Origin of the sequence: Protofrankia coriariae (genome assembly GCF_001017755.1) — a bacterium.
GTDB classification, from domain to species: Bacteria; Actinomycetota; Actinomycetes; order Frankiales; family Frankiaceae; genus Protofrankia; species Protofrankia coriariae.
In genome coordinates this window covers 218,616-235,099 of sequence record NZ_JWIO01000002.1, presented here as the reverse complement: position 1 = coordinate 235,099, position 16,484 = coordinate 218,616, and the positions used below count along the sequence as shown (strand labels likewise).

Genomic DNA, 16,484 nt, shown 5'->3' with positions numbered 1-16,484 from the left:
TACTGTCAGCCCTTGGCGGCACGGAAGCCGGCGTCGAGGTCCGCGAGGATGTCGTCGATGCCCTCGATTCCGACGGAGAGGCGGACGAGGTCGGGGGTCACCCCGGTGCTCGCCTGCTCGGTCTCGGTGAGCTGCGAGTGCGTCGTGGTGGCCGGGTGAATGATCAGCGAACGTACGTCGCCGACGTTGGCCAGATGGCTGAACAGCTCCACGCCCTCGACGAACTTCCGGCCCGCCTCAGCACCGCCGACGATCCCGAACGACAGGATCGCGCCGGCGCCCTTCGGCAGCACCCGCTGGGCCCGGTCGTACCACCTCGACGACTCAAGCCCCGGGTAGTTGACCCAGCTCACCTCGTCCCGCGCCTGGAGCCACTCGGCCACCCGCTGGGCGTTGGCACTGTGCCGCTCGATCCGCAGCGACAGCGTCTCCAGGCCCTGCAGCAGGAGGAACGAGTTGAACGGCGAGATCGCCGCGCCGATGTCACGCAGCAGCTGGACGCGCGCCTTGGCGATGAAGGAGCCGTGGCCGAGGACGTCCCAGTAGACCAGCCCGTGATAGCTCGGGTCGGGCGTGGTGAAGTTCGCGAACCGGCCCGACGCGCCGAAGTCGAACCGCCCACCGTCGACGATCACGCCGCCGATCGCGGTGCCGTGGCCGCCGATGAACTTCGTCGCCGAGTGCACAACGATGTCGGCGCCGTGCTCGAACGGCCGGTAGAGGTAGGGCGTGGCCAGGGTGTTGTCGACGATGAGCGGGATACCGGCGGCGTGCGCGACCTCGGCGATCCCGGCGGTGTCGAGCACGTCCCCCTTGGGGTTGCCGATCGTCTCGCCGTAGAACGCCCGGGTGTTCGGGGCGATCGCGGCGCGCCAGGCGTCGAGGTCGTCCGGGTCCTCGATGAAGCTGACCTGGATGCCCAGCTTGGGCAGCGTGTAGTGGAACAGGTTGTACGTGCCGCCGTACAGGCTCGCCGAGGTCACGATGTGATCGCCGGACTCGGCCAGGTTCAGGATCGCCAGCGTCTCGGCCGCCTGGCCCGAGGACAGCGCGAGCGCTCCCACTCCCCCTTCGAGCGCGGTGATCCGCTGCTCGAAGACGTCCTGCGTGGGGTTCCCGATCCGGGTGTAGATGTTGCCGGTCTCACCGAGGGCGAACAGCGCGGCGGCGTGGTCGGTGTCCCGGAAGACGTAGCTCGTCGTCTGGTAGATCGGCACGGCACGGGCACCGGTCGTCGGATCCGGCTGGGCACCGGCGTGGATCTGGCGGGTCTCGAACGACCAGCTCTCTACTGACATGAAACGTGATCCTCCCCGGAAATGGGCGGCTGCGCCGGACAGGCCGCGTTAGCACTCATACCGGGACGGACGCGACCGCCGGGTCACGGCCACATGGATTTCGAACATCACCAACGGCCGTCAGGCGGGACAACAGACCTCGTCCACAAAGACCTCGTCCACAAAGGTCTTGTCCACGAACAGGCGCGCCGGGCACTCCCGCATGTCGCACGACATGACTAACCAGGAGCGCACATTTCGGACTCTAGCACCCGCCAGCGGGCCTCGTCCCCGGGAAGGGTGTCTCCCGGGGATCCTGCCGGTGGCCCGGCCCACGCGCCCCGCGCGACCCGCGGCCGCCCGCCTCGACAGCGCGTACCAGCTCAGGCCGACGCGGGGGCGGCCGACGGGCCCTCGGACGCCGGGGTGGCCGCGGCCTTGCCGGTGAGGTCCGGCAGCCGCAGCTGCTCGACGCGCTGGCCACGGTGCGCCAGCACCGCGCTGGAGTGGTACTCCTCGGCGAGGGAGAGGAAGTCCGGCTCGTGGTAGCGGCGCCCGTCCACGGTGGGGCCGGGCGTGCCCTCCATGATCGCTTCCACGTCCTCGCCGGTGATGGTCTTGTTCGTCTCCAGCGCGTGGGTGACCGCGAGGATCTCCCGGCGGTTGGCCTCCAGGATCGTCTCGGTGCGCGCGTAGAGCTCCTGCAGCTTGGCCTCCACCTCCGCGACGAACGTGCCGCCGAGGTAGCCCGGGCTGCTGCCCGAGTAGGCCGGGTTGCTGCCCAGTCCGGAGGCCAGTGCGGGGCGTGACGTGAGCGTGGTGCCCATGGCGTGCCGTCCGATGCTGCGGGCGACCAGCTCGGTGGCGGCGTGCAGGTCCCCGCCGACGCCCTGGGTGTGGTCGCCCTCGAAGAACATCCGCTCACCCACGATGGAGGCGAGGAAGGTCATCACGTCGATCTCGACCTCGGAGCGCCAGTCGACGAACCTGTCCTCCAGCGGCACCGGGGCCACGAAGCCGCCGGTGTCCCCCCGGCGCTCGATGGTCGCCATGTCGATCGCCATGTGCTTCTGCAGCCGGTACATGACCACCGCGTGGCAGGCCTCGTGCAGGGCGACGCTGTGCCGCTCCCGCTCGACGTACTCGTGGTCGTCGGGCAGGCCGTGTTCCTTGATTGCCTTGGCCTTGAGCAGGTCCGGCCAGGTGACGACCTCCCGGCCCGACTTGATCGCCTGGATCAGCGCCTCGTTGACCATGTCCTTGATGCTCGCGCCGGTGGCGTACGGGCTCATCACGGCGAGCCGCTCCACCTGCTCGGGCGCCACGTCGTGGCGGACCTTGGACAGGTAGCCCTGGAAGGTCCGTACCCGGCCCTCCTTGCTGGGGTAGCCGACCTTGTAGATGCGGTCGATACGGCCGGGCCGCAGCAGCGCCTCGTCCAGGGACTGCGGCATGTTGGTCGCCATCATGATCATAATGCGGTACTTCGGCGGCGGCTTCGGCCGCATCCCCAGGGCACGGCGAACGACCCGGTTGAGGAAGCCGCGGGGCTTCTTCAGACCCGATATCTCGGTCAGCAGCGCCTGCAGCGTCCCGTCGAAACTCGACTGGCCGCCACCGCCGCCGCCGGGGACGACGAACTGGGCCTCGGCGAGCTGCCGGCGGCTGCCNNCGGCGAGCTGCCGGCGGCTGCCGTGGCTGGCATAGGCCAGCCCGTTGCACGAGGAGTGCGCCAAGCCGCCAGGCCCGAAGACGGGGGTGCCGCCAGACCCGAAGGCGGAGGTGCCGGGCCCGAAGACGGGGATGTCGACCAGGCCCGCCGGAGCCGCCCGCCCGAAGTCGCCGGTGAGCTGGCCACGGTTGCCCAGGGTGTCGGCCTCGTCGAAGAAGACGATCACACCGCCGTAGCGGAGGGCCAGCTTGCGCAGCTTGCGGAAGAGACTCTTGACCTTCATCACGCCGACGCCGAAGAACATCGCCCGGAACGCCCCGGGGTCGACGAAGACGTAGGGCTTGCCGGTCTCGCCGGCGACCGCCTCCGCGATCAGGGTCTTGCCGGTACCCGGCGGGCCCCACAGCAGGATGCCGCCCGGCACGTAACCGCCACGGCTTTCGATCTCCTCGGGCTTCTCCAGGTGGAAGACCACCTCCTTGACCCGGGACAGGACGTGGTCCTGACCCCAGACGTCGGTGAACCGGGTCTTGATGTCCTCCGGGAAGTAGACGTCCACACCGCCGCGGGAGAGAAACCAGAAGATCGCTACGAACTGGCCGACGGCGAGCATCATGAACAGGACGAGCTGGAGCACGAACGGGACCGCGTCCCAGATGTCACCGGGGAGGGTGACGAGGGCGTTGAAGATCGAGTCGTTGCGGATCCGGGCGTAGACGAAGGCAGCGACCGCGAGGGTCACCACCCACTTCAGGGCCCGGCTCAGCCGGTAGCGGTTCCAGTCGTTGAACCGCAGCAGGCGGCGCTCGAAGCGGCCGAAGATCCGGTCGGTCCAGAACACGTAGTAGGCCGACGAGCGTTCGCCGATGAACATGTGCACCTGGCGGACGAGCTCGATCGCGAACAGCGCGACCAGCCACCAGCTCGTCGACACCTGCTCGCGCAGGGCGTCGGAGAAGGCCATGATCGGGTTGTCCGACATGGCCGCGGCCACCACGAACCCGAACAGCGCCGCGATCAGGACGAGGAACTTCACCCTGTCCCACAGGGCCAGCCGCCTGCGCACCGGCCCCGACGGCCGCGGCGGAGGGTCGGCGGGAGCGATCTGGAACGGCTGCATGGGCGGCTGCACAGGCTGCTGCGAGGACGAGGTCTGATTCATGGTCTTCAATCTCAGGTGATCGGCTTGATCGTGAACGATGTCTGAACCTGGTTGATCTGCGCACCGTGCTTGTCGTAGCACCAGGCGGAACAGGCGAACACGAGCTGGTAGAGCATCGTCTGATCCCGGTCGAAAAGACTGGTCTGGTCGATGGTGACCAGACCGGTGTCCACCCGGAGCTGGTAGATCAGATGGACACCGTGCACACCGCCGTCCTTGCGGACGGCCTCGTCGGTCAGTAGCAGGAAGTGCGGCGCCAGCCGGGCCCCCTCGGGATCCCGCCGGATCTCCTCGGCCTGCTCCCGCTCGGCGTCGTCGATGGAGATGAGCAGGTTACGCAGGTCGTTGGTGGACAGCGTGGCCGCTTCCTCCGGCAGGAGCTGGCGGACCTGGACGAACCCCTTCGGTTCCTGGGCGTCCGGGAGCAGGAGGTTCTTGTCGTCGAACTTCGCCGCCGCGTCGATCCCCACCACCCACTCGCGGGAGGCGAGCACCCGGGCCGCCTCGGGCGAGACGTTGCGAGCGTCTATCCCGACGAAGGCCGGGCCGAGCATGGGCTGGTGCTGCCAGGAGCTGGGGATCTTGAGAAACGTGCCCGCGTCCTTGTTCGTCACGTACTCGTAGCGACCGGAGCCACACCCGGCGAGAACGACGATGGCCGCCAGGAGAGCGGACACGACAGGCATGGCGCATCCCAGCGGCGTACGACTTCCCCTGCCCACGGCCGACCTCCAGAATGTAGTGAGGCTGAGCCTATGGTGCAGCACAGCGCGCCAACGTGACACCTTGTCCGGGAAAGCAGTGCGCACGCGTCGGCATCGACACGGGGGCAACACGCCCCGATTCCTCCCGACCCCGTCCTCGGCCTCCCGTCATGCTAGGACGTGCCCGAGGGATGTTCGATCGCGCGGGCGGCACTCAGACGACCACCAGACAGTTCTAGGCCGCGAGATCCGCGGGCGGCACCGGGTGACCGAGATAGAAACCCTGCCCCTCGTCGCACCCCAGGTCGCGCAGCAGGCTACAGACCTCGCTCGACTCGATACCTTCAGCAACCACTCGAAGATCGAGATTGTGAGCGAGATCGATGATCGACCGGACGATCGAGAAGTCCTTCGTGCGATGCGCCACATTCACCACAAACGATTTGTCGATCTTGAGATCGTGGACGGGAAGATCACGCAGGTAGGCCAGGGACGAGTATCCCGTCCCGAAGTCGTCCACCGAGATCCGGATTCCCTCACCGCGTAACCGGGTGATGACGCTCATCGCGTTACGCGTGTTCACCATGACCGCGCTCTCGGTGAGCTCGAGTTCGAGCGCCCGCGGCGGCAGGCCGGTGCGGTCCAGCTCCGCCCGCACGGTCGAGATCAGCTCCGCGTCGTGCAGCATCCGGGCGGAGACGTTCACCGCCACCGGCAGCAGCCGGCCGGCGTCCCACCAGGACCGCGCCTGGTCGAGCGCGAGCATGAGCACCCGGCGGGTCAGCGGCTTGACCAGGTTGCTCTGCTCGGCGAAGGGGACGAAACGGCCCGGCTCGACCAGCCCGTGGGCCGGGTGCTGCCAGCGGACCAGCGCCTCGACCGCCGTGGTCCGCCCGGTACGCAGGTCCACCTTGGGCTGGTAGTGCAGGACGAGCTGACCGCCGGCGATCGCCGAACGCAGGCCACCGAGCAGCTCAAGGCGCTCCCGGCGGTTCTGGTCGGCGTCCGGGGCGTAGACGGCGACGCCGAGGGAGAGCTGCTTCGCCCGGTACATGGCCACGTCCGCGCAGCGCACCAACGTCCCGGGATCACGTCCGTCAGCGGGGGCGAGCGTGATCCCGATGCTGCCGTCCACATGCAGGGGCAGGGAGCCGACGTCGATGCGCTCGGCCAGCGCCGCCCGGATGCAGCCCGCGACCGCCAGCGCGTCCGCGGCACCCCCCGGTGTCGACGGGAGCAGGATCGCGAACTCGTCCCCGCCGAGGCGGGCGANCCCCGCCGAGGCGGGCGACCGTGTCGCCGGGCCGGGTGGCCCGGCCCAGCCGTACGGCGACCTCGCGCAGCACGTCGTCGCCCACGTTGTGACCCAACGTGTCGTTGATCTCCTTGAACCGGTCGAGATCCATCAGCAGCAGCGCGAGCCGCCCGCCGTCCCGCTCGATCTCCCCCAGTGCCCCGGAGATCCTGTCGTGCAGGAGGATCCGGTTGGCCAGGCCGGTCAGCGGGTCGTGCAGGGCCTGGCGGCGGACCTTCTGCTCGGCGTTGTGCCGTTCGATCGCCGCGGCCAGCACGTTGGCGACCGACTGGACGAAGTCCGCCTCGTCCGCGGCAAACTCCCGTGGTTGCGTCGTGTACGCCACCAGCAGCCCGAAACCGCGGCCGGCTGCTCCGACGCGGGCGGCGACACCGGCGACCCGGCCGACCCCGCCGTAGACCTCGGAGGCGCCCGGCAACGGCACGCCCAGGGGCGTCACGCCGTGGTCGACGACCACCGGGCTGTCCGCGGCCAGTACCCTCGCGATCACCGAGCCACGCTGCGCGACGGGTCCCAGCACCTCGCAGTACGGCACACCCAGCGTGTCGCGCACGACCTCGGCGGCCTCCCGCCGCAGGCTGCCGACCGTCGTCCCGACGAGCGCGCGCTGGCCGAGGCGGGCGACGGCCGCCTGNAGGCGGGCGACGGCCGCCTGCCGCCGTTCGGCCTGCCGCAGGTCCGTGACGTCCTGCAGCACCACCGCCAGCAGGTCCCGGGACTCCCCGACCTCGGGGATCACCGACACCCGCAGCGCCCGCTCCCGCGCGTACCCGTCGACCACCGGTCCGGCGGCCAGGCGCAGGCTCAGGTAGGCGTGCTGCGGCTGCTCGGTCCGGATCGCCGTCGCGACCAGCCCCCACTCGCCTTCCAGGGCGGTTGCGCCGGCGTACGGCCGCAGCAGCCCGGCCAGCCGATCCAGCGGGTCACCGGCCCGCAGCCGGCCGTCGATCAGACGGTCCACGACCGGTGACGCGCGGCGGATCCGCCGCGCGCGGTCGACGAGCAGGATCCCCATCGGGAGATCGTCGACCGGGGCGCCGTCGGAGACGAGCTCCAGCAACGCCGTGTGCTCGCCGACCGTCTCGGCGTCGATGTGGCCGCGGGTCACATCAATGATCGTTCCCAGGTTGCCCACGACCTGGCCGTCCGGGCCGCGCAGCAGACTGGCGCGGATCCCGACGCGACGGTAGGACCCGCCCCGGGTCCTATAGCGCGTCACGTGGTGACAGTGGTCGGCACCGCCGGCCACCACCGCCATGAACAACGCCACCGTGTGGTCGCGCTCGTCCGGGTGTACGTAGTCGAGGAAGTGCTTCCCCAGGCTGGCTTCGACCTCGAAGCCGGTCACCACCGTCCACGCGGGGTTGAGATAGGTCCAGCGGCCCTGGGCATCGGTCCGGAAGACGATCTCGGGCAGTCTGTCGAGAATGTCCCGGGCGGCACCGTCCGCGGCGGGCGGCGGATCCGTACCCGCGAGGCCTGCCATGGCCGCGGGACCAGAACGGCCTCCGGCGCCGGCGGGACCCTCGGCGCCGGCAGGGCCCGCTGCCGCCGGATCGTCCTCGGCCGGGCCGCGGTGAGCGGATCCGCCGCCAGCACCCTGGCGATGCCACGAACTGCGCAGCGTAGCCATCTCACGCGAAGTGTGACCGTTGGAGGACATGGCGCAGCAGTATTGCGACTCACCGCGGGGTTGTAAATACTTCTGGTAGCCATAAGGCTACTATGAGACCCATGATCCGGCTACGCACAGCAATCGCGATATCTCTTGCAGCCGGCTTACTGATCATCGCTATACCCGCTCGGGCGACCGTGCCGACCAGCCGGGCCTCGACGCCGGCCACCCCCGCCTGGACGCGACAGACGGACGGGACGTTTCCGCCACCCTGTACGACCGGTTCGGCAGCGTGCACGGACGCCGTAGTGACTACAATGCGTAACCGGCTGCGACTACTGGAAGACCACTGCGACCCCCGCGCGTCCTTCGCCCTGGTCTACCTGCGCACGACCGAGACGTTCCGCGACGCGGTCGCGACACCGGACTACTTCGCCGACCCCGCCTGGGTCCGGGCCGAGGCCGCGCTGTTCGCCGAGTACTACTTCCGGGCGTTCGACGGCTGGTCCGACGGCAGGCTGGCCGACGTGCCACCGGCGTGGCGGACCGCCTTCGCGGCGGCCTCGGCGCCCACCGTCTCCCCCGCCGGCGACCTGGTACTCGGCATGCACGCACACATCACCCGCGACCTCCCGTTCGTCCTCGCCGCCATGGGCCTCACCGGCCCGGACGGCAGCAGCCACAAGGGCGACCACGACCGGATCAACGAGGTCCTGGCGAAGGTGGCGGTGTCCCTGCTCAAGCAGCCCGGGACACCGCTGGGCTCGCTGCCGGACGAGGCGGCGAACCGGCTCGGCACCGATCGCGAGGCCCTCGTCCCGACGCTGGTCGCCGCCCGGGAGAACGCCTGGCGGGACGCCGAGCGGCTNGGCTGGTCGCCGCCCGCGACAGCCGGGAACGCGCGGTGATCGCGTGGACGATCGAGACCCGCGCCGAGGCAGGCGCTCAGGGGCTGCGGTCGCTGTTCAGCGACGCGCCCGTGCCGGCGTCCGCTGCCGCCGCATCCTGTCCCCCCCGCTCCCCCACCGGGGGATAACCGCCCGCGCGCCTNCGGCCGCCGCGGCTGCCGGTGGACGGGGCCGGACTTTGGCGGATTCGTCCGCGAGAGGCACACTTGAGCTCGTGGCGCACTACCGACATGGTCGAAAGGTCCCGGCACTGCCACCCGCGCAACGCCACACGATCGGGGCGTGCACGGTCGTGGTCGTGTTCGCCGTCGTGGCGCTGACCGCGTGGCGGCCGGCGCTCTTCGCGCTGCCGGGGTTCGTGCTGATCCTCGCGCTCGGCGGCCTGGACCGGGTGATCGTCACGGCCCGGGGCCGGTCACCAGCACCGGACCAGGCCCGGACCGGCCCTCTCGGCCTTGCCCCGTCCGGCGCCGACAGGGATGTCGACACCGACATGGCCACGACGGTGCTGCCCCGCCTGTCAGCGGTGGACGACCCGCTCACCATGCAGACGATGGTCATCGACATGCGAGGGCTGTTGGAGGACAACCCGGCCTGGATGCGCTAGGCGTCCTGGATGCGCCGCTGGGCGTCCTGGGCGTCGCTGCCCGCGCGGGCCGCGACGAGGGCGAGCACCCTGTCGGTGGCCAGCCGGACCGCCCGCGGATCACCGCCGGCGCGGCCGGCCGCGAGGCCGACGAGGAAGGCGGTCAGGGGAGCCGCGGGCCGCTCCACGGCGTGAGCCACCTCCCGGGCGAGCTTGAGAACCCCTTGGACGTCGAGGAGCGCCGGGTCGAGGTCGAGCGCGCCGGCCGCGTCGACCACCCAGTCGTCAAGAGAACTCACCCGTCCATCCTGGCCTGGCGCCCCTGACCCGGCACTCCTGACCCAGCACCGTGCCCGCTCGACATCCGCGGGCCGGTCGCAGTCCAGCGTGACACGCGCGTCGGCGGGCAGCACCCGCACCGGCAGGCCAGCCAGGACGGAGCGCATCGGAACGCCGGCGGTGACCACAGGCAGCCGAGCGCGCAGCGCCGACGTCCGCCACACGCCGGTGAGGTACTGCCGGCGGCCCGCCGGGNNNNCCGGCGGCCCGCCGGGTCGGCCAGCAGGGCGCCCTGCACCTTGCCGTCGTCGACGGCCCGCACGAGCGTGTCGAGGGTCCCCGCCGTCACGAACGGGAGATCAGCGGCGAGCACCGCCACCAACGGCGCGCCCACCAGCTCGAGACCGGCGGCCAGGGCCGCGACCGGTCCCCCGCCGGGCGGTCGTTCCCGTGTCCAGACGACGTGCCGCGACGCCGCGACCGGACGCCGGGGACCGACCACGATCACCTCCTGGGCGTCGTCCACCGCGGTCAGCACACGTTCGAGCAGAGTCTTCTCACCGATGGTCAGCGCCGGTTTGTCCACTCCGCCGAGCCTGCGGGCCAGGCCGCCGGCGAGCACCACCGCGTCCCAGCCCGTCCGCCGGCCGTTCACGTCAGCCGGTCACCCGCCGATCGCCGACATCGGCCGCGCCGGCTGGGTGAACGCCGGCTGGTCGATGCCGTGCCCGGCCCGTTTGCCCCGGACCGCCCGCATCCACAACGCCGCCAGCTGCGCGTCGTCGGCCCCGGCCCGCATCGGGGTGCGCAGGTCGGTCTCCTCCCGGGCGAACAGGCAGGACCGGACCTGCCCGTCAGCGGTGAGCCGGACCCGGTCGCAGGCGGCACAGAAGGGCGCGGTCACCGAACCGACCAGTCCCACCGTGCCCGGCCCACCGTCGACGGTGAACAGCTCGGCGGGCGCGCTGCCCCGGGCGGGCAGCGGCGCGAGGGTGAACTCGCCACGCAGCCCGGCAAGGATCTCCGCGCCGGTGACCATGGCGGCCCGGTCCCAGGAGCGCTGGGGGTCGAGCGGCATCTGCTCGATGAAGCGCAGCTGGTAGCCCCGTCGCAGGCACCACCGCAGCAGGTCGGGCGCCTCGTCGTCGTTGACGCCGCGCAGCAGCACCGCGTTGACCTTCACCGGTACCAGCCCGGCGGCGGCCACGGCGGCCAGCCCCGCCTGCGCGTCGGCGAGCCGATCCCGACGCGTCAGCGCCTGGTAACGGCCGGGCCGCAGGGTGTCGAGGGAGACGTTCACCCGGTCCAGCCCCGCCGCGCGCAACGCCGGGGCCATGCCCACGAGCGCGATGCCGTTGGTCGTCATCGACAGCTGCGGGCGGGGGCGCAGCCGCGCCAGGCGGGCGACGAGGCCGACCAGGCCCGGCCGCAGCGTCGGCTCGCCACCGGTGAGCCTGACCTCGTCGACACCGAGCCTGCTCACCGCGATCCGCACCAGCCGGACGATCTCCTCGTCGGTCAGGATCTCCGCCCGTGGCAGCCAGGCCAGGCCTTCGGCGGGCATGCAGTAGGAACACCGCAGGTTGCAGTGATCGGTCAGCGAAACCCGAAGATCGGTGGCCACCCGGCCGTGGGAATCACGCAGGCGCACCCGCCCAGCTTAGGCCGTGCCTGACGGATGTTCGATCGCGTGGACGCCGGCCCGAAGCGCTCCGGAGATGATCCTCCCCGCCCCCGAATATCGGTGTCACACTCGGATAGGCCGACGAGGTGTGCGGATCTATGGTGGAGTGGGCACGGGGCTGGCACACAGGGCTTGGCACAGCGGTGCCCACGACGGCGCGCCGCGGCACTGTGCGCGCCGCGCATGGCGGATACCGCGTCAGAGATATCGGCGCCGGTGGTAACAGGAGGACACAGGCGACATGCAGGTCTTCGGTGTCGACATCGGCGGTACCGGTATCAAGGGTGCACCCGTCGACATCGACGAGGGAACACTCACCGCGCCCCGCTTCCGGCTACCCACACCGCAGCCGGCACAACCGGCGGCCATATCCAAGACCGTCGCGGAAGTCGTGGCGCACTTCGGCTGGACGGGGCCGGTCGGGGCCGCTTTCCCCGCCGTCATCAAGGGCGGCGCGGCCCGGACCGCGGCCAACATCGATCCGGTCTGGGTGGGCACCGATGTCGCGGCAACCCTTGGATCGGTGCTGCCAGGCAGCCCGGGCGGGGTGGCCGTGGTCAACGACGCCGATGCCGCGGGCGTCGCCGAGATGGCCTTCGGTGCCGGCCGGGACGTCGGCGGCGTCGTGATCATGACGACTTTCGGTACCGGTATCGGCACGGCGGTGTTCCTGCACGGGCAGCTCGTTCCCAACACCGAGCTCGGCCATCTGGAGATCGGTGGGTACGACGCGGAGACGAGGGCGTCCGAGGCGGCCCGCGAACGCGACGATCTTTCCTGGGAGAAGTGGGCGAAGCGCGTCACCCGCTATCTGAATGCGCTTGAGGCGCTGCTGTGGCCGGATCTCATCATCATCGGCGGTGGCGCCAGCCGAAAATCTGATCGTTTTCTCGACCGCCTCGAGGTGAACACGAAGGTCGTCGCGGCGCAGCTGCAGAACGAGGCCGGAATCGTCGGCGCGGCCCTGTTCGCCGGCGTCAGCGACCAGGCCCGGCCGAAGGTGACGGCCCGGCCCACGCGCCGGCGCCCGCCCGCCACCAGGCCCCCTGGCGGCCGTCGTCCCTGAAAGGCGACCCGCGGGCGCCGTCGTCGAAATGTAGCCCTGCGACCGGCTTCGCGACGATTGTCGTCTCCAAAAAGTGGCCCCGCGGCTACCGTCATCCCCAGAAGTGGGTAGTGTCGCCATACCGGCAACTCCGGCAGAGCGTGTCGACTCGGCGAGGTGGGACACCACAGGCGCACCGATGGCAAGGTGTGGTTGTAGGGATGAACGGTGGGTTCTCGGCAGCCCAGGTACCTATCGTCACCGAACGCGCTGTGGCAGACTCGGACCACGCCGATGAGGAGGCGCCATGCGTGAGCTGCGAGCGGTCGCGCTCAGCGAGGACGGCGGCTACCTCGTACTCGCCGACACCGCCGGCGGGCCCGACGCGGAAAAGTTCCGGGTGCCGGTCGACGACCGGTTGCGGGCCACGTTGCGCGGCGCGCGGCGCAACGAGGTGCGCCAGGAAAGCGCGCTGACCCCCCGCGAGATCCAGGCCCGGCTGCGGGCCGGTGAGACCACCGCGGAGGTCGCGCGGGTCGCCGGCATCGCGGTCGAGCGGGTGGAACGCTATGAGGGCCCGGTGCTCGCCGAACGGGCCCGGGTGGTGCAGGAGGCGCGGGCCGCCCTGCTGCCGAAGGATCCCGGCGGCGCGCCCGGCCGTCCCCTCGGCGAGGTGGTGGACGCGCGGCTGCAGGCCGTGCAGGACGACCCGGAGAACGCGCAGTGGGACGCCTGGCGCCGGGTGGACGGGATCTGGCTGGTCCAGCTCACCTCGGAGAGCCGGTGCGCCCGCTGGACCTGGGATCCGGTGGTACGCCGCGTCCGCCCGCACGACGACGCGGCCCGGGCGCTGGTGGCGCCGGAGGCCCCGGCCGAGCCCGCCGCCCCGCCGCCACCCCCGCAACCGGTCTTCGCGCGTCCGGCCGCCCCCGCGCTGACGCTGGTCCAGGAGTCCGCCGCCGTGTACGAGGTGCCACTGCCCCCGCAGCCGGTGGACAACGCCTCGCTGCCGGCGTCGCTGCCCGCGGTGGCGGCCGTGCCGGTGCCCACCCCGATCCAGCCGGCCGCGGCCAGGGGGCGGACCCACGGGCTGCCCCGGTCGACGGCCCGTACCGAGGCACCAGCCGTCCACCCGCATCCGGTGCCCGCCGTGCCCACCGCGCATCCCGCGCCCACCGCGCATCCCGCGCCCACCGCGNGGCGGCTCCCGAGCCGGCAACGGTCGCCGCCGGTAGCACCGACCTCGCCGACATCGCTGACCTCGCTGACACGGCCGAACTCGCCGACATCGCTGACCTTGCCGACGCGGCCAAGATTGCCACGGCCGGTATCGCTGATGCTGTCGGTGCCGCCAACGCCGCTGGCGGCACCGACAGCGCCGACACCGCTGGCAGCACCGACACCGCCGATGACACCGCCGGGCAGGCCGACCCCGCCGCACGGACGTCCTCGACGCCCCGGGGCGGACGTACGGGTACCGCCAGCCGAACGACGGAACGCGGTTCCGGCGGCCGCAAGAACCGCAAGTCCGTACCGGCCTGGGACGACATCGTCTTCGGCGCACGCCGTCCGTGATCATCACGACTCCCGCCGCGTCCTGACCTGACCTCCGTCGTCGACGGCCGCGAGGGACCTGAGGGAACCGTCACACCGCCGGGCGGAACCAAATCCCGACGAAGACTGTTGAAGATGGTGTGACTGGAACCACTACCAGACCGACGCTGACCAACCTCGACCGGTGCGACCGGTGCGGCGCGCAGGCGTACGTGCGGGTCGTGCTTCCCGGTGGCGGCGAACTGCTGTTCTGCCGGCACCATGCCAAGTCCTACGACTCGAAGCTACGAGCCGTGGCCGTCGAATACCATGACGAAACCGACAAACTGACCGTCTCCCCCTGACCGCCGCCATCCGGCGGCGGGCATCGGCCCGGTGACCCCCGCGGACACGATCACACGTTGTCAGCGGGGGCATTTTGATGTGCCTCGGAGGCATGGCGCGTCGACCGGCGGCATGCCTCCGCTATCCATGCCCCAGTACGGCTGGTGTATCTACACCGGTACGACTGGTGACATCGACAGCGGCCGACCGGCCCGGTTCCGGGCCAATCGGCGACCGCCGGAACCGCCGTGAACCCGAGGCCGTACCGTTGGTCCAGTGTGGTTGGCGAACAGGTTGCTGTCCGCGGTGCTCCAGACGCCTGGTTCCGCGTCCGATACGTCGCGGTCCGCTGATCTGACGCATCCTGCTTCTGCCGCGCTACCAGGCCTTGTACCACCGTCAGGCCCCGCATCACCGTCGCCGGCCCGGGTGCCGGCGGCCCGGGCTCCGAGAGCGGTGACCGCCCTGCTCGGACGGGTGTCGATGCGTGTTTTCACCCTTGCCCGCCGGACCACCGCTCGCGCCTGGCGCGACCGCGTGCTCGGCCTCGCGGCCGAGGCCGGCTTCTGGCAGCTGCTGTCGCTGCCTCCGTTACTACTGGCGATCCTCGGCACCATCGGCTACGTCGGGGACGCGGTCGGCGCGGACGCCGTCGACAGCGTCCGTCAGAGCCTGCTGAACGCCGCCGACGACCTGCTGACACCCTCGGTCGTCGACGACGTGGTCCGCCCCACGATCAACGAGATCCTCACCCGCGGGCGTCCGGACGTGATCTCGATCGGTTTCCTGTTGTCGTTGTGGACCGGATCGTCGGCCATGGCGACCTACGTCAACACCATCACGATCGCCTACGGACAGCGCCAGCTGCGATCAGCCGTACGCAGCCGGCTACTGGCACTGCGACTGTACCTGGCCCAGGTGGCCAGCGGTGTGATCCTGCTGCCCGCACTCGTCCTCGGGCCGGACCTGATCTCGGAGCTGCTCGACGCCAACCACCACCATCTCGTCAACTGGCTGCTGACGGTCCTGTTCTGGCCGGTGGTCGCGGTCCTCTCCCTGACGATGCTGACCTCGCTGTACCACCTGTCACTGCCGTCCCGGCGTCCGTGGCGACGGGCGCTGCCCGGTGCCCTGCTGGCCATGGTGGTCTGGAACGTCGGCAGCTACCTGCTGCGGCTGTACCTGGGAACGGTCATCGGCAACGAACTGATCTACGGCTCGGTGGCGGCGCCCGTGGCCGCGCTGCTGTTCTTCTACATCACGGCGCTGGCCGTCCTGCTCGGCGCCGAACTGAACGCCGCCATCGACGAGCACAGCGGCCGCACCCCGCCGTCGGCGGACAGCGGCCTACCTCCCCACCAGCGGCGGCCAGCGGCTCAGTAGGTGCACGATCCCGCGGTGGCGTCAGCCGCCGCGGCCGTGGCGGCCACCAGGGTGATGGCCGGCCCGCCCGGAGCGGCCAGTGCGTCACCGTCGATGCCCGCGGCGCGCGCGGCGGGCTGCCNCGCGGCGGGCTGCCGCCGGCCGGAGAGGTCCGCCAGGAAGGCCGCCAGCTTGTCCGGGTCGGTGCGCAGCACGGACTGGCCGCCGGCCTGACCGGGTGACGCCGGGACGGTCTCGAAGCGGACACCCCCGCTGCCCACGCCGCGCAGCCGGACCGCGAGCGGCTGCAGGTCGGTCAGGGAGGTGCCGGCGTCGACGGTCACGGACGAGGTGGCCGCGTCCAGCAGGGACGTCAGCCGGACCGGGTTGACCAGGGTCGAGGTGCTGGTAGCCGACCGGAAGATCACGCCGATGAACTGCTGTTGACGCCGGATCCGGTCGAGGTCGCCCTCGGGCAGGCCGTACCGCTGGCGGACGAAGGCCAGTGCCTGCTCGCCGTTGACCGTGTTGTCGCCGACGTGACCGTGCCAGCCCGACATCTTGTCGTCGAGGTTGCTCCGGCTCCCGCCCGGCAGCGCTTTCACGCACACGGTCACCCCGCCGAGGGCGTCCGTCATCCGTTGGAAGCCGACGAAGTCGATCTGTAGGTAGTGGTCGATGCGGATCTTTGTCAGCGTCTCGATGGTCCGTACCAGCAGGGACGGCCCGCCCAGCGCGAACGCGGCGTTGAGCTTGGACTGCTGCGCCTTGTGGGAGCGACCGGTGGAGTCGGTGTAGGCGGGGATCGTCACCCACAGGTCCCGGGGGAACGAGGCGAGCGTGGTGGAGCCGTCCGCGTCCAGATGGGCGATGATCGTGGTGTCCGACCGCTGCCCCTCGACCTCACCGAACTCCCCGGCCGTACCGGTGCGGCTGTCCGAGCCGACGAGCAGGATGTTGCGGGTAGCGCCGCCGGCCCCGTCCGGCCGCCGGCCGG

The 16,484-nt window shown here is 71.1% G+C and carries 14 protein-coding genes and 1 pseudogene; 6 read left to right on the top strand and 9 right to left on the bottom strand.

Translation table 11 applies throughout. The features are described from left to right. Positions 1-5: 5 nt before the first annotated feature. The 5 genes and pseudogenes from FrCorBMG51_RS02065 to FrCorBMG51_RS02050 form a co-directional block, all read right to left on the bottom strand. The gene (locus FrCorBMG51_RS02065; protein WP_047221411.1) at positions 6-1,298 is read right to left on the bottom strand and encodes a bifunctional o-acetylhomoserine/o-acetylserine sulfhydrylase; all 1,293 of its coding nucleotides are present in this window, start codon (positions 1,296-1,298) and stop codon (positions 6-8) included. A gap of 362 nt (positions 1,299-1,660) precedes the next feature. Continuing rightward, a complete protein-coding gene (locus tag FrCorBMG51_RS02060; RefSeq protein WP_047221490.1) occupies positions 1,661-4,069 on the bottom strand; it encodes an AAA family ATPase in 2,409 nt (802 codons plus the stop codon). Positions 4,070-4,122: 53 nt separating this feature from the next. Next, positions 4,123-4,797: a hypothetical protein gene (locus tag FrCorBMG51_RS02055; protein ID WP_047221410.1), complete on the bottom strand. Its 675-nt coding sequence runs from the start codon at positions 4,795-4,797 to the stop codon at positions 4,123-4,125. Between the two features lie 253 nt (positions 4,798-5,050). After that, on the bottom strand, positions 5,051-6,055 hold the full coding sequence (locus FrCorBMG51_RS24565) for a putative bifunctional diguanylate cyclase/phosphodiesterase (RefSeq protein ID WP_268760513.1): 1,005 nt from the start codon (positions 6,053-6,055) through the stop codon (positions 5,051-5,053). A 61-nt stretch (positions 6,056-6,116) separates the two neighbouring features. Further along, a pseudogene (locus FrCorBMG51_RS02050) lies at positions 6,117-7,616 on the bottom strand (sensor domain-containing protein); the annotation flags it as partial. Positions 7,617-7,855: 239 nt separating this feature from the next. Here FrCorBMG51_RS02050 and FrCorBMG51_RS02045 point away from each other — a divergent pair. Both FrCorBMG51_RS02045 and FrCorBMG51_RS02040 read left to right on the top strand, forming a co-directional pair. Next, positions 7,856-8,653: a DUF5995 family protein gene (locus FrCorBMG51_RS02045; protein ID WP_476742082.1), complete on the top strand. Its 798-nt coding sequence runs from the start codon at positions 7,856-7,858 to the stop codon at positions 8,651-8,653. A 214-nt stretch (positions 8,654-8,867) separates the two neighbouring features. Then, positions 8,868-9,260: a hypothetical protein gene (locus tag FrCorBMG51_RS02040; RefSeq protein ID WP_086055196.1), complete on the top strand. Its 393-nt coding sequence runs from the start codon at positions 8,868-8,870 to the stop codon at positions 9,258-9,260. Here the strand turns inward: FrCorBMG51_RS02040 and FrCorBMG51_RS29230 are convergent. The 3 genes from FrCorBMG51_RS29230 to moaA form a co-directional block, all read right to left on the bottom strand. Then, a complete protein-coding gene (locus FrCorBMG51_RS29230) occupies positions 9,257-9,538 on the bottom strand; it encodes a DUF6457 domain-containing protein (protein WP_047221487.1) in 282 nt (93 codons plus the stop codon). The genes FrCorBMG51_RS02040 and FrCorBMG51_RS29230 overlap by 4 nt on opposite strands. After that, entirely contained in the window at positions 9,535-10,104 is a 570-nt protein-coding gene (mobA, locus tag FrCorBMG51_RS29225) for a molybdenum cofactor guanylyltransferase (protein WP_476742087.1), read from the bottom strand. Before mobA ends, FrCorBMG51_RS29230 begins: the two co-directional genes overlap by 4 nt. Positions 10,105-10,182: 78 nt before the next feature. Further along, on the bottom strand, positions 10,183-11,169 hold the full coding sequence (gene moaA / locus FrCorBMG51_RS02025) for a GTP 3',8-cyclase MoaA (protein ID WP_047221409.1): 987 nt from the start codon (positions 11,167-11,169) through the stop codon (positions 10,183-10,185). 274 nt (positions 11,170-11,443) lie between these two features. On the opposite strand from moaA, the gene ppgK reads away from it, so the two are divergent. From ppgK to FrCorBMG51_RS02005, 4 genes are all read left to right on the top strand, one after another. Beyond that, positions 11,444-12,268: a polyphosphate--glucose phosphotransferase gene (gene ppgK, locus FrCorBMG51_RS02020; RefSeq protein WP_047221408.1), complete on the top strand. Its 825-nt coding sequence runs from the start codon at positions 11,444-11,446 to the stop codon at positions 12,266-12,268. Positions 12,269-12,554: 286 nt separating this feature from the next. Continuing rightward, on the top strand, positions 12,555-13,853 hold the full coding sequence (sepH, locus tag FrCorBMG51_RS30355; RefSeq protein WP_047221407.1) for a septation protein SepH: 1,299 nt from the start codon (positions 12,555-12,557) through the stop codon (positions 13,851-13,853). 88 nt (positions 13,854-13,941) lie between these two features. Continuing rightward, a complete protein-coding gene (locus FrCorBMG51_RS02010) occupies positions 13,942-14,145 on the top strand; it encodes a DUF7455 domain-containing protein (protein WP_013874748.1) in 204 nt (67 codons plus the stop codon). A gap of 436 nt (positions 14,146-14,581) precedes the next feature. Beyond that, positions 14,582-15,508 (top strand): YihY/virulence factor BrkB family protein, encoded by a 927-nt coding sequence (locus FrCorBMG51_RS02005; protein WP_235433237.1) that lies wholly within the window; start codon positions 14,582-14,584, stop codon positions 15,506-15,508. On the opposite strand, the gene FrCorBMG51_RS02000 is transcribed toward FrCorBMG51_RS02005, so the two are convergent. Beyond that, the gene (locus tag FrCorBMG51_RS02000) at positions 15,502-16,350 is read right to left on the bottom strand and encodes an LCP family protein (protein WP_476742086.1); all 849 of its coding nucleotides are present in this window, start codon (positions 16,348-16,350) and stop codon (positions 15,502-15,504) included. The two genes, FrCorBMG51_RS02005 and FrCorBMG51_RS02000, sit on opposite strands and share 7 nt — an antisense overlap. Between the last annotated feature and the right edge of the window lie 134 nt (positions 16,351-16,484).

What these genes read in the sequence shown, in the direction of transcription:
- FrCorBMG51_RS02065 (WP_047221411.1), bottom strand. Translation starts at nt 1,298, where the DNA reads ATGTCAGTAGAGAGCTGGTCGTTCGAGACCCGCCAGATCCACGCCGGT.
- FrCorBMG51_RS02055 (WP_047221410.1), bottom strand. Translation starts at nt 4,797, where the DNA reads ATGCCTGTCGTGTCCGCTCTCCTGGCGGCCATCGTCGTTCTCGCCGGG.
- ppgK (WP_047221408.1), top strand. Translation starts at nt 11,444, where the DNA reads ATGCAGGTCTTCGGTGTCGACATCGGCGGTACCGGTATCAAGGGTGCA.